We start from the raw sequence: 23,835 nt of genomic DNA on the forward strand, positions 1-23,835 counted from the left end.
CTAATTTTGCTCTGTCTCGTCGCTTCTGGCTACGCAGAGAGCGCCCTCGCCAAAGGTGACCGTGCCTGCTACTTCAACCACGGATTCCGTCCCTCTTCCGGCTGCGCCCGGCAAGCGGTAATCGGCTACATCAATAGCAGCGATCTCCTGTTCAATTGGCTTCTCCAGCTGCGGTACCCACTCGTATGGCAGGCGGTATGCGCGATAGACCATGTTGGAGTTGCGTTTGTTCTTATACGGCGAAATATATTCCCAGACGAGCTCATGCTCGCGGGTCACTTCAAACACACGGCCGTCCGCACCCTCCGTTATTAGCGTATTGCCGTTTGGCAGGCGCTGGGCGGAACTGATGTACGGACTGTAAAAGCGGTAGGAGTCAAGTGGCGCCTGGAAACCGGCTTCGGTCGGCGTGTATTGCCATTCAATCTCAAGCGTGACGGGATTAATTTCCAAAATACGCGAATGATCGCGAAGCGCATTTTTCACGCCGTCCGACGAAGGATTCGGCTTGCCGTAGCCCGCCCAGCCGCCGTTGTCGAAAATGAGGATGTTGCCTTCGCCAGGCAGTCCCTGCGGGATGAGATGAGCATGATGCTGCCCGATAATCCAGCCCAAATGCTTCGTTTCCGGCGCGGAGTAATCCGGCCCCAGCTGCCATACGATTTTGCCCGTCTTCTTGTCGATAATCGCGATGATATTCGTTTCCCTGGCGTCCCAAATGATGTTATCCGGATGAAAGCGTTCGTCGCCTTGGTCGTAAAATTTATTAGGTCCTAGCACGGAAGCAGAGTTGATGTGCATCCAGTCGCCGGAGTTATTGCCGAAAAACCGCGTATTCGGGTCGCGGGAAAGCGTCTGCTTCGCATCCTCGTCAAAGCCCAGCTCGTCAAAATGGTCGCTGCACGTCCACTCCCATACCACGTTGCCTTCCCAGTCCACTTCAATAATCGTGTCGTCCAGCAGCTCGATCTCCGATATCTCCGGACGTTTTACATTTTTGTGGGCTAAAATGATCGTATTGCCTGAATCAACCTTTGGCTCTTGTCCGGGCACATAGTAACCAACCGGATTGCCTTCGCGCTGGTAGTCATGATGGGCTCTCGCCATCCATTGCGCAGGATGGCCCGGGTCTTCTATAAATTCGTAGCGGTCAAACTTCCATACGATATTGCCTTCCCAATCGACCTGGACGAGATTCGCCTCATCCTGGAAGCCGTATTTCGGATCTCTCTCCGCCGTGCTTCCAAGCACGTAGCCGCCTGGCAGCATTTTGTTCGGGAAGCCTCTTAATCCTTTCCACAAATGCACCTCGCGACCATTCATATCGATCAGCAAGGCGCCTAAATCCGCCGCTTGGTAAATCGTATAACCGCTCCATGCTTTCTCCGGGTTATAAACCGTTGCTCCTGTTGGATAAATGGTTGGATGTCCCATAATAATCGCTCCTTATATGTAGGTTAATGACTTACTCACTCGTTTAATGCCAGTATCTCAATAGCTAATGAACCGTTCGGACCGGCGCTTCTGCTCCGCTTGCTGCTCGCGCTCGACCTTTTTTGCATTTTGTTTGGCAAGCGACAGCATCGCATCAGAGAAACCTTCGAGATTCTCGATCATTTGCCGGTAGCCGTTAATCTGAAAGGTGAGCTGCTCTGCGGAAAAACCCGCGAACAGCGTGGTAATGCTCCGTAAGCCGACATCATGGTTTCGGTTAAGCATTTCCTTGCCTTTATCCGTGATTTCAAGGACTACCGCCCTGCGGTCCTGCTCGCTTCGCTTACGCACGGCTAGACCGCTTTCCTCCAGCTTGTCGCATAAGGCCGTAACCGCGCCTGAAGTGAAGTCCAGCTGCTCAGCCAAATCACCCAGCCTTTGCTCGCCATCCCGCAGGATAATATTCAGAATAAGGAGACCGGGCAGCGCAATCCCTTCTATCGAAATCTTGTCTCTTTCCTTCACGAACCTTCTTACCATTTTGCGAAACAGCCAATCCGCTTCCTCAAGCAGTGCCCAGTTGTTGTTTTCCATGAATTTTAATTCGTTCTCCTTTTCGCAGGATGACCGAGCTTAGATACAAAAAGGCCCCCGCCTTCTTTTCATGACGAAAAGAGAGCAGGAGCCTTTGGTGGTCCAATCGGCTAACCTAATTGTTTAACGCTAAGATAATGAATGTTCATTTAATCGTTCTGAAGCCAATATTAAACCATTAATTCACATCAGTCAAGTAGGAATTAAAAATTCAGAAAATATAGCTATTAACAGACATATCCCCAACTTATTCACATTTGTCCACAGGTTGTTCATAATATTGTGGATAAGTTTATGGGATAAGTGAGCAAAACTCTTTTCAACTCAAATTCTTATATCTAATTACGAAATTATGTTGCGCAACAAGATAGTACAAATGATTCGTTCCATAAAAAGGAATATGCTGTATATGAGTTGAATTTATAACAGCCATGCCACACTTCGAGTTTCTTTTCACAAACACCGATTTTCAATTAAGGATGTGTAAGCTTCTGAAACATTTATTGTATATAATATATTTAATATGTATAACGCTTTTAGTCACAGCTTGCACCTCTCGGCAAGAAATCCAAAACGATCATCATGTGAAAGACGCGGTTTTAAAAGAAATCAGTTCATATAAACTTAATGAAAAAAATTATTTGATGTTTGTGGATACTCCAGAAACAGATAATAAAAAAATAACTTTATATCTTCCGTATTCTGTGAATAATATTAATGTTAAAGCAATTGAGCTAGAGCAAGCCTGATTCTTGCAGACGGGAGAACCGTGAGCATTAGCACAGGTCAGTTTTATTTACAAAAATATGTAACAAAAGACAATGTGCCTCAAGATAAACTTAAATTCCCGGACAGCGGTTATTTTAAAAACATAAATGGAAAAATCGCCTATTCTGCACAGTTTAGCTATAGAGGGAAGTCAGATGTAGAGGATGTAAGCATAGTTCTGCCCGATGGATTATTTCCGCCACTCAACGCCAAAGTTTCTAAGTCCATTGATTCAAGCGATACAGCGTCATCGTATAACTTGGGCCTTACTTTTCCTGAAGCTGAGTTCAAACGGCACCATGTAGACTCCCTTACTTTTGAGATGTTATGGGCCCAGAAATACGAAGATAAAGATGCAGTAATTCTAATGGGTTCAGTCCCTATTAGATTAGAAGATTATAGCAACTAAAGTTAAATAAAAAGCAGTGATTAAACCTGACCAAATAAAATGGCGGAGCAAGGGTATACCTGCTCCGCCATTTGTTTATCTTTTAAATCACGTGTTGTTTATCCTTCACCTTACACCGAAGCATAGTGGCAAGCGGCAAAATGCCCCTTCCTCACTTCAAGAAGCGCCGGTTCATCGACCTTACACTTGTTTGTCGCAATCGGACAACGCGTGTGGAATTGGCAGCCCGTCGGCGGATTGATTGGGCTCGGCAGATCGCCGGTCAATACAATACGCTCGCGGCTCTCCTCAACCTCCGGGTCCGGAATCGGAATCGCCGACAGCAGCGCCCGTGTATACGGATGCGCAGGACTTGCGTAGAGCTCGCTGCTCTCGGCAAGCTCGACGATTTTGCCCAAATACATAACCGCTACGCGGTCGCTGATATGCTTTACCATCGACAGATCATGCGCGATGAATAAATAAGTGAGACCCATTTTGCGCTGCAGATCCTGCATCAGGTTCACAACCTGCGCTTGAATGGATACGTCCAGCGCCGAGATCGGCTCATCCGCGATAATGAAGCGCGGATCGACCGCAAGCGCGCGGGCAATCCCGATACGCTGCCGCTGGCCGCCCGAAAATTCATGCGGGTAACGCGTAGCATGATCGGGATTAAGACCTACGACATCGAGCAAATGCTCGACTCTATGCTTGCGTTCCTTCTTGCTGCCTACAAGCTTGTGGATATCCAGTGCTTCGCCGATGATGTCCATAACCGTCATACGCGGGTTTAACGACGCGTACGGATCTTGGAAAATCATTTGCATATCGCGGCGCAGCGCTTTTAGCTTGGCACCCTTCAGCTTATAGATATCCTGCCCGTCGAAGTTGACGCCGCCGCTTGTTGGCTCGTAAAGCCTCATGATCGTACGTCCTGCGGTTGATTTTCCGCAGCCGGATTCCCCAACGACGCCGACGGTTTCTCCTTTTTGAATGGAGAAGGTGATATCGTTAACGGCCTGGAGCGTCGCTCCGCCGCCTAAATTAAAGAACTTGCGCAAATGATTGATTTCAATTAACGGAGCACTCATACAGACACCTCCCGTTTTGCATAAGGATGCGCGAGCCAGCATGCCGATGCATGCGATTCATTGCCGTCTACCGGGAGCAATTCAGGATCATTGTCTACGCACACCTTCATGGCTTCATCGCAGCGGGCGCAGAAGCTGCAGCCCGCCGGCGGCTTAATTAAATCCGGCGGCATCCCGTAAATCGGAACTAACGGATCTTCCTTCCTCTGGTCGAGGCGTGGAAGAGAGCGCAGAAGCCCTCTCGTATACGGATGCTTTGGATTTTTGAAAATCTCCCATTTCGTGCCCGTTTCGACGACTTTGCCGGCATACATAACAATAACGCGGTCACACATATCGGCTACTACGCCTAAATCATGAGTAATAAGAATAATAGAAGTGCCCAGCTTTTGCTGCAAATCCTTCATCACACGCATAATTTGCGCCTGTATCGTCACGTCAAGCGCCGTCGTCGGCTCGTCCGCAATAAGCAAAGACGGGTTGCAGGCCAGCGCAATCGCAATCATCGCCCGCTGACGCATTCCGCCCGAAAACTGATGCGGGTACTGGTTGACCCGCGACGCAGCGTTCGGAATACCGACGAGATTAAGCATTTCAATAGCCCGCTCCGTTGCCTTCGCGCCGCTAATGCCTTGATGCTTAATCAACCCTTCGGTGATTTGCCTTCCAATGGTCAACGTAGGATTAAGCGATGTCATCGGGTCCTGGAAGATCATCCCCATCTCTTTGCCGCGGATGTCTTCCATTTGGCTGTTCGATAACTTCAAAATTTCTTTATCCTTAAACATAATCGATCCGCTGGTCTCAGCCGGAGGCGATGGAATCAAACGCATGAGCGACTGGGCGGTTACGCTCTTGCCGCAGCCGGACTCCCCAACGATCGCTACTGCCTCGCCTTTATTAACATGAAAGTTAACGCCGCGAACCGCTTTAACGATACCGCCGCGAACTTTGAAATTCACGCGAAGGTTTTTCACCTCAAGTAATTTCTCCATCCTTGTCCACCTCCTACTTCTTCATTTTCGGATCAAGCGCATCTCGTAGACCGTCGCCAAAAATATTAAAGCATAGCATAGTAATGCTAATGACCGCCGCCGGGAAAATCATTCTCCACGGATACAGCGTCCATGCTTTGATTGCATCATTGATCATCGTACCTAGAGATGCTGCCGGAGACTGAACGCCAAGGCCGAGGAAGCTCAAAAAGGCTTCCGCAAAAATCGCGCTCGGGACTGTCAGTGTCAGCGTTACGATAATCGGACCCATTGCGTTAGGAATCAGATGCCGGAATAAAATACGTCCGGTACCGGCGCCAAGCGCCTGGGCCGCCATGACATATTCTTGGTTTTTGAGCTGCATGATCTGGCCCCGCACGATCCATGCCATACTGATCCAGCCGGTTATACTGAGCGCAACCACGATGGTAAGCATGCTGGGCTTAAAAATAACGATTAATAGAATAATAATGAGCATGCTCGGAATCGAGTATAAAATTTCGCAGAAACGGTTCAAAATTTCATCCACGCGGCCGCCGAAATACCCCATGATTCCCCCGATAATAACGCCGAGAACCAAATCGGCAAGCGCAGCATATAAGCCAACCTGCAGGGAAATGCCGGCCCCCATCCAAGTCCGGGTGAAGAGATCGCGGCCGAGATCATCCGTGCCAAACCAATAAGTGGCCGAAGGACCCAGGTTTTTTTCCCTCAAATGATTCGTCTGATAGTCCTGATCGGATATAATCGGACCAAAAATAGCCATAAGAGATACGATGACTAGAATAATTAAGCTGATCATCGCAATTTTATTGGAACGCAGCCGCAGCCAGGCATCTTTCCATGCCGAAATGCTTTCGCGGACAACGACTTCCGTATGCTTCTCGTCTTTGCTTAGCTTTGCGAATTGATCCGGCGTAAAGGTGTTTTCCTTCATCCTTTCCCCCCTCCTCTTGTCAGCTTAATGCGAGGATCGACAAAACCGTAAGCAACATCAGTCAAGAACCGCGCTGCCATCAGGATAATGCCATAAAATAAAGTAAGCCCCATTATGAGCGTATAGTCACGGTTAGAAATACTTTGTACGAAATATTTGCCGATTCCGCCGATACCGAAAATTTGCTCGACAACAACCGAGCCGGTAATGATGTTCGCAGTCATCGGTCCGATGTAAGTAACCACTGGTAAAATCGCATTTCGCAGCGCATGGCGTACCAAGATGATGCGGCCGTTCAAACCTTTGGCGCGAGCGGTCTTAATGTAATCCGCAGACAATACTTCCAGCATAGTCGAGCGTGTCAGACGCGCGATAAATGCTGCGGGAAGGAAAGAAAGCGCTAGCACGGGCATAATAAAGTCGGTCGGGTCGTTCAGACCTGATACGCTGAGCCATTGCAATTTGCTTCCGAATACGTACTGCAGAATAGACGCGGCAAGGAAGTTCGGAATCGAAACCCCAAGCACCGCAATGATAATCGTGGCGCTATCCAGCCATTTGCGATGATTAAGCGCAGCAATGATACCCAGAATAAGACCTGCCGCTACGGACAGGATGACGGCAAAAAGTCCAATTTGAGCGGAATAAATAAAGCTTTCTTTAATGATTCGTGAGACGGACATATACTGCTGCTTCATCGACATCCCCAAATCGCCGTGAAGCAAATTGTTAAGATACATCAAATACTGCTTCCATACCGGCTGATCAAGGCCGTACATTGCCAAGAGATGTTCTCTTATTTTTTCCGGAATCGCTTTTTCCCTGACAAAGGGATCGCCCGGGATGATTTTCATGAGAAAGAAAGTAGCTGACGCAAGAACAAACAACGAAGCGAACATGGACAGAAACTTCTTGAATACATATTTTATCAACGCAATGGACACCTCCTTACAGAATATAAACAAGAAGAATCGTGAAGTGCTAGAGTCTGAAATAGTCAATAAGAAAGGGATATATGCGGACATCCCGCATATATCCCTACCTTCAGATGCTGGAAGGATGACTATTCCGCTTCGTAATAACCTCTTGTGTAATCAATGTCGCCTTTGTAATCTGTGATGATATTTTTGAATCCAGGTTTCAGCATGTAAACGTTGCTGTAGTAGTAAATCGGCATAATCGGCATTTGATCCATCAGGATTTTCTCTGCTTCAGTCATAGCAGCAATACGCTCTTTTTGATCTCCGCTTGCGTATGCTTTTTTGATCAAAGCATCGTATTCAGGCGAAGCAAAACCTGTATTGTTTTGGCCGCCGCCAGTAACGAACATATCCATGTACGTCATTGGATCGTTATAGTCCGCTCCCCAGCCTGCGCGGGAAATCTGGTAGTTCATTGCCGTACGGTTTTTGAGTAGAACAGAGAACTCTTCGTTCTTGGCAACGACTACGATACCAAGATTTTGACGCCACATTTCAACAATGGCTTCCGCGATTTTCTTGTGGCCATCACTTGTATTAAATGTCAAAGTCACTTCAGGGAACTTCGTGAGTTTCAGCTCAGCAAGACCTTCAGCAAGCAATTTTTTTGCTTCATCAACATTTTCTGTAAAGTAATCATCTTTCACTTCTGTACGGTAATCTTCTTTCTCACCGATAATGCCCGGCGGAACAAAACCGAATGAAGGAACTTCACCGGCCATCGTTACGCTTTCCACGATCGCTTGGCGGTCAATCGCCATCGAAAGGGCTTTACGGACTTTTACGTTGTTGAAAGGAACTTCTTCTGTGTTAAACATGTAGTAGTACGAGCTTGCAATCCCTTTTGTCACGAACTCATCCTTCTTCGATTCTTTTAGAACCGGGATTTGCTCGGCAGGAATTTCACCGGTAGGTTTACCCGTGTAATCAAGTTCGCCAGTCTCATAGTTCGCAAGCTCAGTCGCAGAATCAGACAGCATCGTAAAATTAACGCCTGCAAACTTCACTTGGTCTTTGTCGTAATAGTTCTCGTTCGGAACGAGCTTAATGGATGTATTGTGCTGCCATTCGCTCATTTTGAAAGGACCGTTACCGATGATTGTAGCCGCATCCGCAGCCCAAGCTTCGTTATCCTTCACCGATTGGTGAACAGGGTTGTAAACGTAGAAAGAAGTCAGGCTCAAGAAATAAGGAGTAGGCGAGTTCAGCTTCACTTCAAGCGTTTGCGCATCGATAGCTTTGATGCCTACGCCGTCAGCGTTCGTCGTTTTGCCTTCGTTATAATCTTGTGCGCCAACGATGTAGTAGAATTGGTAAGCGTATGTCGAGCCTGTTGCAGGATCAAGCGCGCGTTTCCAAGAGTATTCATAGTCATTAGCGGTAACAGGGTCACCATTGCTCCATTTCGCGTCTTTGCGAATGGTAAACGTGTAAGTAAGCCCATCCTCGGACATTTCCCATTTCTCTGCGGTTGCAGGAATGGTTTCGCCACTTTCGTCTTTACGAGTCAAGCCTTCATAAATACCTGTGGCAAGCGTACCGGATACGTTGTCTTCCATAAGTGCAGGATCCAGCGTCGAAGGCTCAGAGTGAATGTTCAAACGGAACACTTTCGCTTCAGTCGTCTCGCCCGTTGTCCCGCCATTCGCAGCGCCGTTGTTGCTTGTTTCTTCTTTCGGCGTACAACCTACCGCGATCATAGCAAGAATGAGTAAAGCAGCGATAAATGAAAAAGCAGACTTTCTTGTTCTCATTGTTACCCTCCCGTTTTTTTCTCTACTTTGTTCAGCAGTGGGTAGTATCGTCCACCTTACTCGCCTTATATACAAACGTTTGCATCAGAGAGAAAGCTTGTCTGATCCAAATGCGCGTATCCTCTTGAGCTAATGTTATACACTCATCCCATCCAAACATAGAGATTGAAGTTTACTAATAAATTTCACTATACATCCATGTTAATTATTTATCAACAAATATATGCTGTAAATTTATGTATTAAATGACTAATATCCGCTATACTTTAGTGCTTTGACGCGTTTATTCGAATAATTAATTTGTCGCTTTAATGCTTCACAGCGTTTATTTAGATTATTATTCTGTTACTTTAACGCTTTGAAGCAATTACAGGGAATAAAAGGCAAATATAGATCAAATTATATAAAATACATAAATCATTAAATATCCTTTTAATTTCCAATTGATTTCGAATATAATTTAGCTTTTTGTTTATAAAATCGAAATAAACCGCAATGACACTATGATTTTACGTATTCACAACATTGTGATAGTAACAAGAAATAATAAAATAATCAGACCTTATTTCATCATTTTTACTAAAATAATAGCCGAATCTGCTTATTTCATTGTTTTATATCATTCTTCTCGGCTTATTATTTTATACCGCTTATTCACTGCTCCACCGGAAGAACAACAACAAAAAAAGGACCTACTCGTGTATAAACACCGAATAGGTCCTCTGAATCAAATGCTGATGGAACGAATTAGTAAGTCATGCCAGGGTAAAGCGGATATTGTGCAGTGAGATCACGTACCAAGCCGCGGGCTTTTGCAAGCACTTCTTGATCTTCCGGACTGTTAAGCACGAGAGCGATAACTTCCGCAATGACTTTCATTGCTTTCTCGTCCATGCCGCGAGCCGTTGCAGCTGGCGTACCGATACGAATGCCGGAAGTGACAAACGGGCTTGTTGGATCAAACGGGATTGCATTTTTGTTAACGGTAATGCCTACTTCATCAAGTACATGCTCCGCTACTTTACCTGTAATGTTCAGGTTGCGCGTATCAAGCAGCATCAAATGATTGTCTGTGCCGCCGGAAACGATGTTGAAGCCTTTTGCAACAAGCTCTTCGGAAAGCACCTTCGCATTTTTCACAACTTGTGTCGCGTATTGCTTGAACTCCGGTTTAAGCGCTTCGCCGAAAGCTACCGCTTTTGCTGCAATAATATGCATCAATGGACCGCCTTGCGAACCAGGGAAAACCGCTTTATCAATCGCTGCTGCCCAAGGCTGACGGCAAAGGATCATACCGCCGCGTGGTCCGCGAAGCGTTTTGTGCGTAGTCGTCGTAACAAAATGTGCATGCGGCACTGGGCTCGGATGAAGACCCGCTGCTACCAAACCGGCAATGTGAGCCATATCAACCATGAACAAAGCGCCTACGTCGTTAGCGATTTTGCCAAGCTTTTCAAAATCGATGATACGGGGATATGCGCTCGCACCAGCCACGATCAGGCGTGGACGGTGCTTGAAAGCAAGCTTGCGGACTTCTTCATAATCGATGGTGAAGGAATCCTCTTGCACGCCGTATGCCACGAAGTTGTAAAGCAAGCCGGATGCATTGACCGGGCTGCCGTGCGTCAAGTGACCGCCGTGCGCCAAGTTCATGCCTAGAACCGTATCGCCAGGCTGCAAAGCAGCAAGGTAAACAGCCATATTCGCTTGTGCGCCGGAGTGAGGCTGAACGTTCGCATGCTCTGCGCCGAACAATTCCTTCGCACGGTTGCGGGCGATATCCTCAACGATATCCACATGCTCACAGCCGCCGTAGAAACGTTTGCTTGGGTAGCCTTCTGCATATTTGTTCGTAAGCACGCTTCCCATTGCTTCCAGAACCGCTTCGCTTACGATGTTCTCTGATGCGATAAGCTCAATGTTATCCCGTTGACGAGTAAGCTCAAGGCCTAGTGCTTTCAATACTTCCGGATCTTGTTTGCGCAGGTTTTCCATTTTCATTATCCTCCTCAAATTAGACAGCCTATATATTTTTAAATTGTTTTATAAAATTAGATCATTCGTTCTCCGCGTTCGGCTAATCGCATGTTCCGGCAGATTGCTCTGCCGCTATCTCAGTGCCCAGCTCGTATACCGCGCGCGAACCGCCTATCAGCTTCGGCCTTGTGACGGCCATCGTAACATGGGCTTCCCCGATGTCGCGAATCGACGGACGGACCGGAACGGCTACCCGCTTCAGATGCATGCCGATGAACGTATCGCCGATATCGATGCCGGCATGCGCTTGTACCGTTTCTACAAGACAGGGGTCCTTTAACTGGCGGTAGGCATAGGCTGCCATCGATCCGCCGGCTTTCGGCACGGGGACCGCTCCGACGGGTTCTAAGCCGTAACGCTCGGCTGCCTCCCTATCGATAACGAGCGCTCGATTCAAATGCTCGCAGCATTGGTACACCGGAATGAAGCCCAGCTCTCTCCGCGCCGCTTCCACGCCCGCGTAAATTTGCGCGGCCGTTTCGACGGTTCCTGCCGTTCCAATGCGATGGCCCAGCACTTCACTAGTACTTACACCGATCACTAAAAGCTGACTCACGGCAAGCCCGCCTGCCGCTGCCAGCTCGCGGACGATCGTCTCTACCTGATCTGCTATGACACCAAGCCGTACATCTTCTTCTATGCTCATCGCGATGGCCCCCTAATTAGGACTGGCTGCTGAACTGCTCTTCAATTTGCATCACTTTGTTTACTCTGCCGACATGGCGCTCGCCGTTCGAGAACGGCGTTTCAAGCCAAATCCGAATAATTTCCAAGGCTACGCCAGGTCCGAGAACCCGCTCTCCAAGTGCCAATACGTTTGTATCGTTATGTTCCCTTGTCGCTTTAGCCGAGAACATGTCGTTGACGAGCGCGCAGCGGATACCCCGAACTTTATTGGCCGCGATCGACATGCCGATTCCGGTTCCGCAAATCAAGATACCGCGTTCTGCTTTGCCGCTCGTAACAAGGTCGCATACGGGCAGCGCATAGTCCGGGTAGTCAACCGATTGGTCACAGCTGCAGCCTACATCTTCGATTTCATGGCCGAGCGATTGAAGAAAAGGCACAACCTCATCCTTCAAACGATAGCCCGCATGATCGGCACCAATAGCAATTTTCAATGCAAAAGACCTCCTTCGTTATGAAACATCACAGTGCTAGTATACCTATTTTTGCAGAAAAAGACGAAAAAAGAGCAAGACATGCTAATTAGCATGCTGCTCTTTGCCCAGGCGACCGGCCGTATATTCCGATGCTCCACCGTGGTTAGCCCACTTCCGTCGCCAGTTACATCGGAAACCGTATATTGTCTTTCCATAATAGCCGAAGCGGTTCAAAAAATCAATCCATATTAACGGGGACAGCCGCGGAATTATCTTTTGGAAAGCTTGTCCAGAAGCTTCACGAGCGCATCCTCGATTTCATTCGCGCTGCTGTTATAGATGGAGAGCGATCCGCCAAACGGATCCACGATGTCGAAACTTGGGATTCTGCGCTCCAGCTCCAGCAAACGGCTTCGTTCCGCCGAGGTGAGCTGCTGACCCAAGGCTTGCTTCATATGCAGCTCCGAATACAGACGTTCCAGCTCTTCGATATCGGCGAGCACGCTCGCGTCCTGGTACGCATATTCCTTCAGCGTATAGGTTTTGTCTACAGCCTCGGGATGCCACTGCAGCAGCCCGCGCTTATGGTTAGACGTCATCGTCAAAATAATGTCAGCCCAACCGACCGCCTCGCTTGTCAGCGCAAGCGAAGTGCTCTTATGCTCAATATCGCGCTGTCTAAGCGTCTCTACCGCATGGGCAGACACCGGCAGCCCATCGACCGTGGAGATGCCCGCGGAACGGACCGCAACCGTAATGCCTCTTAGAGCAGCCATCCGGCGCAGCATAGCCTCCGCCATCGGCGAGCGGCATGTATTGCCAGTACAAACAAATAATATACGTTTCACACTGCCAACTCCTTTTCGCACGCTTTTCCCAGCTGTCTATCTTAAAAAATAAACAATATACCGAAAATAAACAAAATTCCGCCGCCTACAGCCTCGCCGTATTCGCCGAGATTGCCGCTAACCTTGCGGCCGATCATTAAGCCAAGCACGGACATGAGCCCGCCCAGCAGCCCAATCAATAAGATGGTCGTCCACATATTGGCCGCAAACATGCCAAGCGTAATGCCGACAGAGAAGGAATCGATGCTGACGCTAAGCGAGAGCAAGAGCAAGCCCCATAAGGATTTGTGGTCAAAAGACTGCACCGCGTCTCCGCGCAGCGAGCTGTAGATCATATGCCCGCCCAGCAGCACCAGCAAAATACCGGCCGCGACCGTAGCCACATCGCCGAGCAGAACCCCTACATATTGACCCGTGTAGATGCCCGCCAGCGGCATTATAACATGAAACAAAGCAATAACCACGCCCAGCTTCAAAATATCCAGCAGCCGAATGCCTTTTAATCCTATGCCAAGTCCGAGCGAAAAGGCATCTAAGCCAAGCGCTAACGCGATAATGAACAGCGTCAGAAACTGTCCGGCATGCAAATGTGCTTCAACCACAGTCTATCTCCCCCATGTCCGCCTGGTTTCTCTACCAAACATATGCGGACATGGGGACAAACATACTTATCATAGTTCAAACTGTAAGGGAAGGCATTTTCATTTCAACGTCAACATCAATACCAATACCAATAACAACACCAAGACCATCAACATCAACACATATCATAGTTCACACTGTTGCCGAGGCCATTTCCATTTCAACGTCAATACCAATACCAATACCAATACCAATGCCAATGCCAATACCAATGCCAATAACAATAACAACACCAAGACCATCAACATCAACACATATCATAGTTCACACTGTAGCTAAGGCCATTTCCATTTCAACATCAACACCAATACCACACCAACACCAACACCAACACCAACACCAACACCAACACCAACACCAACACCAACACATTCTACTGCACTTTCTACAACAGAAACTTGACATGGCACCCGACAAATTGAGCTACGTTGCAGTTAGTACAACAGAATACCCACAACACGCCACAAAACTGCCCCTAGACATGCTTTCTATTGCGGAAACTGCATTGTAGCGAAACAATGGGTGATTGAGCAAGAGTTACATTGTACTAACTGCAGTGTAGGAGCATGATGCAGCTCTTGATTGGAGACGAAGTAAGTTTCTAGGTTAATTCCTAGCTCTTCGATTTGCTCGTTCAGCATGTGGCGTTTTTTTGCTTTTCACTTTTCGCCAGGGCGTTAGCTACACTGAAGCCATTTCCATTTCCATTTCGACATCAACATCAATACCAATACCAATAACAACACCAACACCAACACCAACACCAACACATTCTACTGCACTTTCTACAACAGAAACCTGACATGGCGCCCGACAAATTGAGCTACGTTGCAGTTAGTACAACAGAATTCCCTCAACTCGCCACAAAACTGCCCCTAGACATGCTTTCTATTGCAGAAACTGCATTGTAGCGAAACAATGGGTGATTGAGCAAGAGTTACATTGTACTAACTGCAGTGTAGGAGCATGATGCAGCTCTTGATTGGAGACGAAGTTACTCTTAACACATGCACCAGCCCAGCCTAATGTATTACTTCTAAACACGAACGATTCGATTGCCGGCTGCCTTTGCCAAGCGGTTCATCAGCGCGGCTCCAATGCCCTGCTCGCCGCTGCTCTCCGCCCAAATGCGCTCTGCGCCGACACCGTCAAGCTCCCGCAAAGCCGCGTACAAGCGATGGGCTGCATCGTCCAGCTCCGCTTCGCTTCCCAGCGACAATACATGGTCAGCGCTGTATTGGGCTACCCGCTCCTCGAAAGCCAGCACGCCAGTCACTTCCCCGTCCCGGCTTGCGGCTTCTGCTTGCGCATGAATATAAGCCGTGACGGCCCCTGGATCGCCTTGTACAAGCACAAGCTCTCCTTGCGGTGCGTAATGCGTATATTTCATGCCGGGGGAACGAGGGGCCGTCTCAGGCTCCTCTATCGAGGCGCTGTCGATTCGCGCTTCCGGTACCGCCTGCTGCAGCGCTTCGCGCGTAATGCCGCCCGGACGCAAAATGCGGATGCCATGCTCGCCGTCCAATTCAATTACCGTCGATTCCAAGCCGACACCCGTCGGTCCGTCATCCACAAGGCCGTCTATGCGTCCTTCTAAATCCTCCAGCACATGTTCCGCAAGCGTCGGGCTCGGTCTTCCCGAGCGATTCGCGCTTGGCGCCGCAATCGGGCATCCTGCTTGCTCAAGCAGCGCTAGAGCCGCCCGGTGATCCGGAATCCGGATGCCTACCGTAGGCAGCCCTGCCGTTACCAGGGGCGATAGCGCCTCATCACGAACAGGCAGCACAATCGTAAGCGGGCCCGGCCAAAAGCAATCCATAAGCCTCGAAGCCAGCTTCGGATACGGCAGCACCAGCTCATCCAACTGCTTGCGGTGCGCGATATGCACAATTAGCGGATTGTCCGAGGGACGCCCCTTCGCGCTGAATATCCGCTCCACGGCCTCCGTGCTCCGTGCGTCCGCGCCAAGCCCGTAGACGGTCTCTGTCGGAAATGCAATGAGACCGCCATCTCTAAGCGCAGCGGCTGCCTCCCTGAGCTCCGGACCGAGCTGTTCCACATTCGCCTGCTTAACGTGCCATACTTTCATAGTCGTCATCTCTATCCTTCAATCCTTGCTCTCATATAAATTATCCATTCTTCCGCTATTATAGCATATGCATGCCCAAACAAGCGTAAACGGATACTGCCGGCCTTTGGCGGCAAAATCTCGTTTAACGGGTGAGCTATAAGAACCCGGCAAGCTTCGGAAACCTATAAAATAATACAAAAAAATCGGCCGTCACGTCTTCCGCTTGCAAGACATGACGGCCGTTTTTTTATGAAAACAATGACTTATCCCAGTCGATTAGCGTTTTTATGAGAACAATGATTTAATCCAGTCGATTAGCGATTCGATGATCTCCCACAGGAAAAACTTCGCTTCCGGCGCTACGCCTTCCAATGGCGCGTCTGCCGCCGCAGTTTCAAGCGCTGCTGTTTTCACTGGAGCCGTATCCGACTGCAGCGCAGCGCCCTGAGCCGTATCCGTGCCAGAGGCAGCCGATGCCTCGCCGCTTGCCGCATCGATGAAGCATAGGGGCGGAAACAGTACGCACCACCAATTTTGGCCGCCGCCTTCGCCAAGCGTGATCCGGAGCGCTTCATAATCGCCGGCCGGATAAACCTGATTGCCATACATTTTAGTCGGGAAAGGGACCATGCCAAGCTCTGCTTGCGAGCCATATTCAAAACCGCGGCTTTCCAATACCTCTGCGGTAATCCGTTCAATTTCAGGCATATGGGCGAGAATCGTCTGGCGTGCTTCCTCAATCGTCTGAGGACCCGTTACCCAGCTGTTCATCGCTTTAACGATTTCATCCCGAACAAGGCGTTTCACGACTTGGTCAGCGGGATTATCGGAATTGGCTAAAATACGAAGACGAATCGATTCCTGCGGAATTTGGCCGCCTGCAACCGCCGCGTCCATTTGCTGGGCTTCCCAGCTCATAATTAGTAGAATAAGTGCAAATATAATAAAACCATAGGATTTACGGTAGGCAAATTTATTGGAACGAACGGATTTGGATGATGGAGATACCTCAATATTGGAATAAGAATGAATGGAATAATGGCTGGACATACACACAAGCTCCTCTCGTCGCACCCGTCAGTGCGTCTGCTTGCGTTCCGGAACGTATCTATCCGTCATTATGTCCGCCTATCGGAATATATAAACCTAGCAAACTATCTTTTTTCAAGCGTTAACAGAATATAAGAATACCGGTAAGCTTCGAAAGCTGATAAATGTATTTGAAAATGTATTTGAAAAAAAGAGCAATCGCTTATAATAAAAGCAACAACTAGACGGCGTTATTGAAGCTCCTCTATTTTGCAGAAGACAAGGATGATTATCTGATGGATTTCGAAAAAACGTATGCCGCTTACCGACCGCTGCTCCAGTCCATCGCCTACCGCATGCTCGGCTCATTCAGCGAGGCCGAGGACCTGGTCCAGGACGTGTTTGCGGATTACAGCCAACTTGACGCTAACGACATACAAAATGAAAAAGCCTATCTCGTCCGGATGGTGACGAACCGCTCCATTAATCTCAGCCAATCTGCGCGCAAAAGGAGAGAGGTGTATGTCGGCCAGTGGCTTCCGGAGCCGGATGTCGACCATACGGCCACGGACCCTGCCGAACTGTACGACCGGCACGAATCCGTCTCCTATGCCCTGCTTGTCATGCTGGAGCAGCTCTCCGCAGTGGAGCGGGCGGTATTCGTCCTGAGGGAATCGCTTGCCTACGATTACGATGAAATCGCGGCGTGCCTGCAAAAGACGGAAGCCAATTGCCGTAAAATTTTCAGCCGGGCCAAAGAGAAGCTTCAAAAGGAAAGAGAGCTCCTGCCGGCCAACACCGTGAAAGCCGAGCCGCTCGTCGTTACCTTTATGGAGGCCGCCGCGACGGGTGATTTCAACAAATTGGTTGCGCTTCTGACCGAGGAAGCAGTACTCGTCTCCGATGGAGGCGGCAAGGTACGCGCAGCGATCTTCGCTATTATCAGCCGGACTCGCGTGATGGCCTTCCTGCAGGGGGTTATTCCGAGAACCTTCCTCGGAGACGGTCACCGCTTCGCAATCGTCAACGGGCAGGCCGGCGTCATTATCATGAAAGACGGCAAGCCGCGCAGCGTAATAAGCTTTCAGCTTGATGCGGAAAATCAGCAGATCGAGCGGATCTTCGTTATGCTGAATCCGGATAAGCTGAAGCATGTGCTGGTGGAATAGGTTTTAGGCGGGGGGAGGTTTTGGCGGGTGGTTTTAGGATGGATGGTTTGGTTCGAACTATAGTGCGAAGCCTTTAGTTCAAAACCTTTGGTGCAAAACCTTTAGTGCGAGACCTTTAGTGCGAGACCTTTAGTTCGAGACCTTTAGTTCGAGACCTTTAGTGCGAATCCTTTAGTGCGAAGCCTTTAGTGCGAAGCCTTTAGTGCGAGGCCTTTAGTGCGAAGCCTTTAGTGCGAAGCCTTTAGTGCGAAGCCTTTAGTGCGAAGCCTTTAGTGCGAAGCCTTTAGTGCGGAGCCTTTAGTGCGAGGCCTTTAGTGCGGAGCCTTTAGTGCGAGGCCTTAGTTTGAGTAATTTTTTTGCGGAATCGTTCTTCTCCTGTCACAACTGGCCGCGCTGCTTTGTCTTAGATCATGAAGACACGCAAGACGGCCAAACGGCCGACCATTCGGATAATAGAGGAGAATGAAAACCATGACAGAGAGAATTGAAATCGCAAAAGAAATTCCTGCCGCGTATCAGGCAATGCTCGGGTTGGAGAAATTTTTGGGCACGGCAAGCATCAGCAAGCAGCTTAAGGAGCTCATCAAAATTCGCGCTTCGCAAATCAACGGCTGCGCCTACTGCATCAACATGCATACGAAGGATGCCCGGGCAATCGGCGAGACCGAGCAGCGGATATACGCTTTGAGCGCTTGGCGTGATACGCGTTATTTTACGGATGCGGAAAGAGCCGCGCTTGCCCTGACGGAATCCGTTACGCTCCTCACGAAGGAGCATGTGCCGGATAACGTGTATGAGGAGGCTGCCCGCCATTTCGACAGCAAGCAGGTCGGAGAAATCATCATGGCGATCGTCACGATCAATGCGTGGAACCGTATTGCGATAAGCACGAATATGATGCCGGAGTAAGTGCAGCTGGCTGGCTCATAAGGCAGGCCTGCTTATAAACACGGAGTCGGAGCTATGGGAGGAAAGGGATATGCTGGCGCTATCAGCTCCTTCATTTCCGCGGTACATTTGCGTCGGGATGGAGCTATGGGATAAATGAAGGGGATGTGTTGGCGTTATCGGCTTGCTTACCGCAGTACATTCACGTCGCTACGTGGCGTTAAAGGATGTAGGAAATTTGCTGGTGTTACCGGCTACGCATTAACGTGACAAATCCGAGTTGAGACGAAGCTAAGGGATGAACGGGTTTGATGGCGTTATCAGCACAGCTTTACCGCAACCTAATATGCATCTAGACGGAGCTAAGGAATAATTAACGGATTGCGCTGGCGTTATCGGCTTCCTTATTACCACAACCAATTCACGTTGAGACGGGACGTTAATGGATTAACGGAATGTACTGGCGTTATCAGCACCCCTTTACCGCAATTCGCTTTGAGACGGAGCTAAGGATGAACGGATTGCGCTGTCGTGACTCCAACTTCGCCTGTTTGTTTTAGAAGTTGTCTGCGCAGTAAAATTAGATGGAATTTCTCCTGCTAATTTCGGATTATTCAAGGGAAATATGATTTAGCTGGAATTTCTCCATCTAATTCTTGAGTTTAGAGATGATATAGCCGTTTTGGTGGCATTTAACAGGAGTTTTTCCCGTTATTCTGTATGATATCTGAAATATTAGAATATTAACTGGAGTTTTTCCTGTTAATTTTCGGCGGCACTCTCGGATAGGCTCATACGCTGCAACTTTTACAAGCAACAGACACACGTATTTGGTCCCTAAACGAACCTTACCTTATGGGAACGCACCAAAGAACGAGGCGCTCGCATTACATTATCACTGGAACGGACCCTAGCATGGGAGTGACTACTTGCCAGGGTCAACCCACGCCCATAGGACCGCCGCCAATCCGCAGCATAAACCGCTAGCTGGTTTCGTTCCGATACCGAACAGTGATTCAGCTACGAATCCACGGATCGAAACCGGTTAGAGGTAAAAATACCAGCGGCAGGAGGCCTCTTCACAACCTGCCGCTACAAAAAAAGGATGCCCCGAAAGCCTAAACGCTTTCGGGGCATCCTTTTACCTCTCGCATTAGCTCCGCTACAGTTGCGTCGCGATGACATGGCGCTCGATCCCGGCGTAATCGCTGATGATGCGGATGTCATCCCAGCGGTCGAGCGCCCGCAGCATCTCTGCGACGATGCGAGGCTGGCCCATGCCGAGCTCGAACGCGACGATGCGCGGTATCTGCGCCAGCAGCGGAAGCTGCCCGATCATGCGGCGGTATGGCGTAAGCCCATCCGCCCCGCCTTCCAGCGCGAGATGCGGCTCATAGTCGCGCACCTCGCGCTGCAGCCCTGCCATGTCCGCCGACGGAATGTACGGCGGATTCGAGACCAGCACGTCGATGCGAAGCTCGCCGTGCGGGGATTCACTCTGCTCATGCCCGGGTACGAAGGGCATGAGCAGGTCGCCCTGCACGAACGTCAGCCGGTCCGCTGCCTCCTGGCGGGCCGCGTTCGTGCGGGCGACTGCCAGCGCGTCCGGCGATAGGTCGGACGCGCACACGCGCCACGCGGGACGCTGCGAAGCGAGCGTCACGGCGATGGCGCCGCTGCCTGTGCCGACGTCGACCACCGTCGGCGCAGGCCCTTCCCCGCTGCCCTGCGCGGCTGGCCAGAGCTGGTCGGCGGCTTCAATCACCGCCTCCACGAGCAGCTCTGTCTCGGGACGCGGTATGAGCACGGCCGGCGTGACCTTAAACGGCCGACCGTAAAACCACTGCTCGCCGATCATATATTGCACGGGCTCGCCCGCCGCTTTGCGGCGGATAAGCGCTTCCCACTCCGCGATCCGCTCGCTCGGGAACGGCTCACCGCCGTCGCGGAGCAGCGCGGCGCGGTCCATGCCGAGCAAATGCATAAGCAGCAGCTCGGCATTATTCCGAGGCTCCTCCACCGCTTCCGCCAGCAGCAGCGCGGCCGCCTGCACGCTGGCCTGCCGAAGCGTCAACGGCGCCTTAAACCACCGTTCCCCTGTTTGCTTGCCCATTTCCGCATCGTCCCTTCACATCCAAATTCTATTACCCAAAAACCGCAAAGCAGCATGACCCTTCCTTTCAGTCAGCCCCGTGCCAGCCTTATATGCCCATAACCTAACAAAACGCCGAACCTCTGTCTGCTTATGGAAAGCAACCAGCGGTCAGCGCCATATTTTTAAGCCATTTCACGTTCCATAATATCGGCTTGCTCCGCGATCGTAAGCGATGAAATCACTTCCGACAGATCGCCGTTCATAACCGAATCCAGCTTATGCAGCGTCAATCCGATGCGGTGATCCGTTACGCGGCTTTGCGGGAAGTTGTACGTACGAATACGTTCACTGCGGTCTCCCGTTCCGACTTTGCTCTTCCGTTCGCCGGCATATTTCGCTTCTTCCTCTTGGCGGCGAACATCGGAGATGCGGGCACGAAGCACGGCAAGCGCCTTCGCCTTATTCTCGTTCTGCGATTTGCCATCCTGGCAAGTCGCCATGATGCCTGTTGGAACATGCAGCACGCGTACCGCGGATTTCGTCGTATTAACCGATTGGCCGCCCGCTCCGCTGGAGCAGAACGTATCGACGCGAATATCCTTGTCGAGAATTTCTACTTCTACATCCTCGACCTCCGGCATAACCGCTACCGTCGAAGTCGAGGTATGAATCCGTCCGCCCGATTCCGTTACCGGAATACGCTGTACGCGATGCGCGCCGCTCTCGAACTTCAGCTTGCTGTACGCGCCTTTGCCCGTAATCATGAAAATAACCTCTTTGAAGCCGCCAAGGTCATTTTCGCTGAAATCCATCAGCTCTACGCGCCAGCCTTGCGTATCCGCAAATTTCGTATACATGCGGTAAAGCTCATATGCGAATAAAGCTGCTTCGTCGCCGCCTGCCGCGCCGCGGATCTCGACGATAACGTTCTTGTCGTCATTCGGGTCCTTCGGCAGCAAGACGATACGAATCTTCTCATCAAGCTCCGCTTGGCGCTTGCTGAGTTCGTCGATCTCCATCTTAACCATTTCACGCATTTCGTCATCGAGCTTCTCTGCCTGCATCAGCTTGGCATCGTCAAGCTGCTCGGTGACCTGTTTATATTCCGTAAAGGCATCATAAGCCTCTTGTAAATCCGACTGCTCCTTGGAAAGCTCTCTAAGCCGTTTGGGATCACTGGATACATCCGGATCACACAACAGCTCACTCAGCTTCTCATACCGGTCTGCGAGTGCTTGTAAACGGTCAAACACGATCATTCACCTCTATTTATTCCATTAGGATAATGTTTATTATACCATACCAACGGATTTCTATCGACTGCTGGTTTGGATTAACAGTGGCCATTCCTGCCCAAATAGCGATACCGCTATAATCTTCATATGCCCGCCAAGCCGCTTTGGTTACCCCAGAGAGACAAGACCAATCCGCAATAAAGCCCTGCAAGCGCCAAACAGCACTTACAGGGCTATAGCATTGCCTATTATTTACACGTTAAAACGGAAATGGATAACGTCGCCGTCACGCACAACGTATTCTTTGCCTTCAAGGCGCACTTGCCCCTTCTCGCGAGCCGCTACCATGGAGCCGGCTGCCGCAAGATCGGTAAAGGATACAACCTCGGCGCGAATGAATCCGCGTTCGAAGTCGGTATGGATAACGCCCGCCGCTTGCGGCGCTTTGGTTCCGCTGCGAATCGTCCATGCACGGACCTCTTGTACGCCTGCCGTAAAGTAAGTGTACAATCCCAGCAGCTTATAAGCCGAGCTAATCAAGCGGTTAAGGCCCGATTCCGACATGCCAAGCTCTTCAAGGAACATTTCCTTGTCTTCGCCCTCAAGCTCCGCAATCTCCGCTTCAACCTTCGCGCTGATCGGCACAACATCCGCGCCCTCAGCCGCTGCGAATTCACGTACCTTTTGCACATACTCGTTGCCGTCCGAATTCGAAACCTCTTCCTCGCTTACGTTAGCGGCATACAATACCGTTTTCATCGTAAGCAGATGCAAATCGCGAACGAGCAGTTTCTCATCGTCGCTCAGCTCAACGCTGCGCGCCGGCATGTCGTTATACAATGCTTCTTTAATGCGCTCCAGCACTTCGATTTCTTGGGCAACCTTCTTGTCTCCGCCCTTGAGATTTTTACGGGAGCGTTCGATTTTTTTGTCAACCGAGTCGATGTCCGCCAAAATAAGCTCCAAATTAATCGTCTGAATATCGCTAATCGGATCTACTTTACCCGATACATGCGTAATATTCTCATCCTGGAAGCAGCGCACAACGTGAACAATTGCGTCTACCTCGCGGATATGCGCCAAAAACTTATTGCCAAGCCCCTCGCCCTTGCTCGCGCCTGCAACCAGACCGGCAATATCAACGAATTCAAAGGCTGTTGGCACGATGCTCTTCGGAACGACAAGCTCAACCAGCTTGTCCAGACGCTCGTCCGGCACTTCAACAACACCAACGTTAGGATCTATAGTACAAAAAGGATAATTGGCGGATTCTGCTCCTGCTTGCGTAATTGCGTTAAACAAAGTCGATTTTCCGACGTTCGGAAGACCTACGATTCCAGCTTTCAATGCCATGCGTTAAGACACCCCTATTTTCCCGAAAGTAAACAACTCCAGCTATTATACCCCAGCATCCCCTACATTGAAAGTGTAACCCGCTGGCAGAAACCACTTTAATCGGGCATTTAATCGAAGCCATGCCTGCGAGATGCCCGCTTATTCCGATTTGGAGCCCGCATGAGAATGATTAGCCCGGCTGCGGAAATACTACGGAAGCACCGGCCTGTGAATGACTGCATCATCAATAAACATAACGAGGAGATGAGCGAATGGAAAACAAGAAGCATAAAGGAAACTACAAAGGAACGACGAATATGCATGCCAAAAACCAGGATATGGCTTTCGTTAACGACACGATCGAAGATACGAAGTCTACATCGAACTACACCACCAACAATAAAAAAACAGACTAACTCTTGTCCCTTCAGCGGAAAAT

General features: G+C 49.8%; 21 protein-coding genes and 1 riboswitch. Of the genes, 4 read left to right on the forward strand and 17 right to left on the reverse strand.

Annotated features, from left to right (window positions below; all coding sequences use genetic code 11):
* Together MRBLPE1_RS27360 and MRBLPE1_RS27365 are read right to left on the reverse strand one after the other, a co-directional pair.
* Entirely contained in the window at positions 1–1,434 is a 1,434-nt protein-coding gene (locus MRBLPE1_RS27360) for an aryl-sulfate sulfotransferase (protein ID WP_364151851.1), read from the reverse strand.
* Positions 1,435–1,491: 57 nt separating this feature from the next.
* Positions 1,492–2,028, reverse strand: a complete 537-nt coding sequence (locus MRBLPE1_RS27365; RefSeq protein WP_364151853.1) for a MarR family winged helix-turn-helix transcriptional regulator — start codon at positions 2,026–2,028, stop codon at positions 1,492–1,494.
* A gap of 769 nt (positions 2,029–2,797) precedes the next feature.
* Here MRBLPE1_RS27365 and MRBLPE1_RS27370 point away from each other — a divergent pair.
* Positions 2,798–3,205 (forward strand): hypothetical protein, encoded by a 408-nt coding sequence (locus MRBLPE1_RS27370; RefSeq protein WP_364151856.1) that lies wholly within the window; start codon positions 2,798–2,800, stop codon positions 3,203–3,205.
* A 110-nt stretch (positions 3,206–3,315) separates the two neighbouring features.
* On the opposite strand, the gene MRBLPE1_RS27375 is transcribed toward MRBLPE1_RS27370, so the two are convergent.
* From MRBLPE1_RS27375 to spoIIR, 12 genes are all read right to left on the reverse strand, one after another.
* Positions 3,316–4,278 (reverse strand): ABC transporter ATP-binding protein, encoded by a 963-nt coding sequence (locus MRBLPE1_RS27375; RefSeq protein ID WP_364151858.1) that lies wholly within the window; start codon positions 4,276–4,278, stop codon positions 3,316–3,318.
* Positions 4,275–5,273 (reverse strand): ABC transporter ATP-binding protein, encoded by a 999-nt coding sequence (locus tag MRBLPE1_RS27380; protein ID WP_364151860.1) that lies wholly within the window; start codon positions 5,271–5,273, stop codon positions 4,275–4,277. The genes MRBLPE1_RS27375 and MRBLPE1_RS27380 overlap by 4 nt, the downstream gene beginning before the upstream one ends.
* 13 nt (positions 5,274–5,286) lie before the next feature.
* Entirely contained in the window at positions 5,287–6,210 is a 924-nt protein-coding gene (locus MRBLPE1_RS27385) for an ABC transporter permease (protein WP_364151862.1), read from the reverse strand.
* On the reverse strand, positions 6,207–7,142 hold the full coding sequence (locus tag MRBLPE1_RS27390) for an ABC transporter permease (RefSeq protein WP_364151864.1): 936 nt from the start codon (positions 7,140–7,142) through the stop codon (positions 6,207–6,209). Before MRBLPE1_RS27390 ends, MRBLPE1_RS27385 begins: the two co-directional genes overlap by 4 nt.
* A 131-nt stretch (positions 7,143–7,273) precedes the next feature.
* Positions 7,274–8,944: a peptide ABC transporter substrate-binding protein gene (locus MRBLPE1_RS27395; protein ID WP_364151867.1), complete on the reverse strand. Its 1,671-nt coding sequence runs from the start codon at positions 8,942–8,944 to the stop codon at positions 7,274–7,276.
* Positions 8,945–9,691: 747 nt separating this feature from the next.
* Positions 9,692–10,939: a serine hydroxymethyltransferase gene (gene glyA / locus MRBLPE1_RS27400; RefSeq protein ID WP_364151870.1), complete on the reverse strand. Its 1,248-nt coding sequence runs from the start codon at positions 10,937–10,939 to the stop codon at positions 9,692–9,694.
* An 82-nt stretch (positions 10,940–11,021) separates the two neighbouring features.
* Complete coding sequence (locus tag MRBLPE1_RS27405; RefSeq protein WP_364151873.1) at positions 11,022–11,627, reverse strand: TIGR01440 family protein; 606 nt, start codon at positions 11,625–11,627, stop codon at positions 11,022–11,024.
* Positions 11,628–11,643: 16 nt separating this feature from the next.
* A complete protein-coding gene (gene rpiB, locus MRBLPE1_RS27410; RefSeq protein WP_364151875.1) occupies positions 11,644–12,102 on the reverse strand; it encodes a ribose 5-phosphate isomerase B in 459 nt (152 codons plus the stop codon).
* Between the two features lie 98 nt (positions 12,103–12,200).
* Positions 12,201–12,282: riboswitch (ZMP/ZTP riboswitch) on the reverse strand.
* A gap of 71 nt (positions 12,283–12,353) precedes the next feature.
* Positions 12,354–12,932 carry a low molecular weight protein arginine phosphatase gene (locus MRBLPE1_RS27415; RefSeq protein WP_364151877.1) on the reverse strand — a complete coding sequence of 193 codons (579 nt, stop codon included), beginning with the start codon at positions 12,930–12,932 and terminating at the stop codon, positions 12,354–12,356.
* A gap of 41 nt (positions 12,933–12,973) precedes the next feature.
* Complete coding sequence (locus tag MRBLPE1_RS27420) at positions 12,974–13,534, reverse strand: manganese efflux pump MntP family protein (RefSeq protein ID WP_364151879.1); 561 nt, start codon at positions 13,532–13,534, stop codon at positions 12,974–12,976.
* Between the two features lie 1,076 nt (positions 13,535–14,610).
* Positions 14,611–15,672 carry an L-threonylcarbamoyladenylate synthase gene (locus tag MRBLPE1_RS27425; protein ID WP_414698930.1) on the reverse strand — a complete coding sequence of 354 codons (1,062 nt, stop codon included), beginning with the start codon at positions 15,670–15,672 and terminating at the stop codon, positions 14,611–14,613.
* Between the two features lie 258 nt (positions 15,673–15,930).
* Entirely contained in the window at positions 15,931–16,695 is a 765-nt protein-coding gene (gene spoIIR, locus MRBLPE1_RS27430) for a stage II sporulation protein R (RefSeq protein WP_364151885.1), read from the reverse strand.
* 275 nt (positions 16,696–16,970) lie between these two features.
* On the opposite strand from spoIIR, the gene MRBLPE1_RS27435 reads away from it, so the two are divergent.
* Both MRBLPE1_RS27435 and MRBLPE1_RS27440 read left to right on the forward strand, forming a co-directional pair.
* Positions 16,971–17,843 carry an RNA polymerase sigma-70 factor gene (locus tag MRBLPE1_RS27435; RefSeq protein ID WP_364151888.1) on the forward strand — a complete coding sequence of 291 codons (873 nt, stop codon included), beginning with the start codon at positions 16,971–16,973 and terminating at the stop codon, positions 17,841–17,843.
* Positions 17,844–18,314: 471 nt separating this feature from the next.
* On the forward strand, positions 18,315–18,752 hold the full coding sequence (locus tag MRBLPE1_RS27440; protein WP_364151890.1) for a carboxymuconolactone decarboxylase family protein: 438 nt from the start codon (positions 18,315–18,317) through the stop codon (positions 18,750–18,752).
* Between the two features lie 1,141 nt (positions 18,753–19,893).
* Here the strand turns inward: MRBLPE1_RS27440 and prmC are convergent.
* From prmC to ychF, 3 genes are all read right to left on the reverse strand, one after another.
* Positions 19,894–20,844, reverse strand: coding sequence for a peptide chain release factor N(5)-glutamine methyltransferase (gene prmC, locus MRBLPE1_RS27445; protein WP_364151893.1), 951 nt, complete (start codon positions 20,842–20,844; stop codon positions 19,894–19,896).
* A gap of 164 nt (positions 20,845–21,008) precedes the next feature.
* Complete coding sequence (gene prfA / locus MRBLPE1_RS27450) at positions 21,009–22,079, reverse strand: peptide chain release factor 1 (RefSeq protein ID WP_308995281.1); 1,071 nt, start codon at positions 22,077–22,079, stop codon at positions 21,009–21,011.
* Between the two features lie 234 nt (positions 22,080–22,313).
* Positions 22,314–23,414: a redox-regulated ATPase YchF gene (gene ychF / locus MRBLPE1_RS27455; RefSeq protein ID WP_308995282.1), complete on the reverse strand. Its 1,101-nt coding sequence runs from the start codon at positions 23,412–23,414 to the stop codon at positions 22,314–22,316.
* Positions 23,415–23,668: 254 nt separating this feature from the next.
* On the opposite strand from ychF, the gene MRBLPE1_RS27460 reads away from it, so the two are divergent.
* Complete coding sequence (locus MRBLPE1_RS27460; RefSeq protein ID WP_308995283.1) at positions 23,669–23,812, forward strand: hypothetical protein; 144 nt, start codon at positions 23,669–23,671, stop codon at positions 23,810–23,812.
* The last annotated feature ends 23 nt before the right edge of the window (positions 23,813–23,835 follow it).

The sequence above is a fragment of the Paenibacillus sp. LPE1-1-1.1 genome (assembly GCF_040676435.1).
Classification (GTDB): Bacteria; Bacillota; Bacilli; order Paenibacillales; family Paenibacillaceae; genus Pristimantibacillus.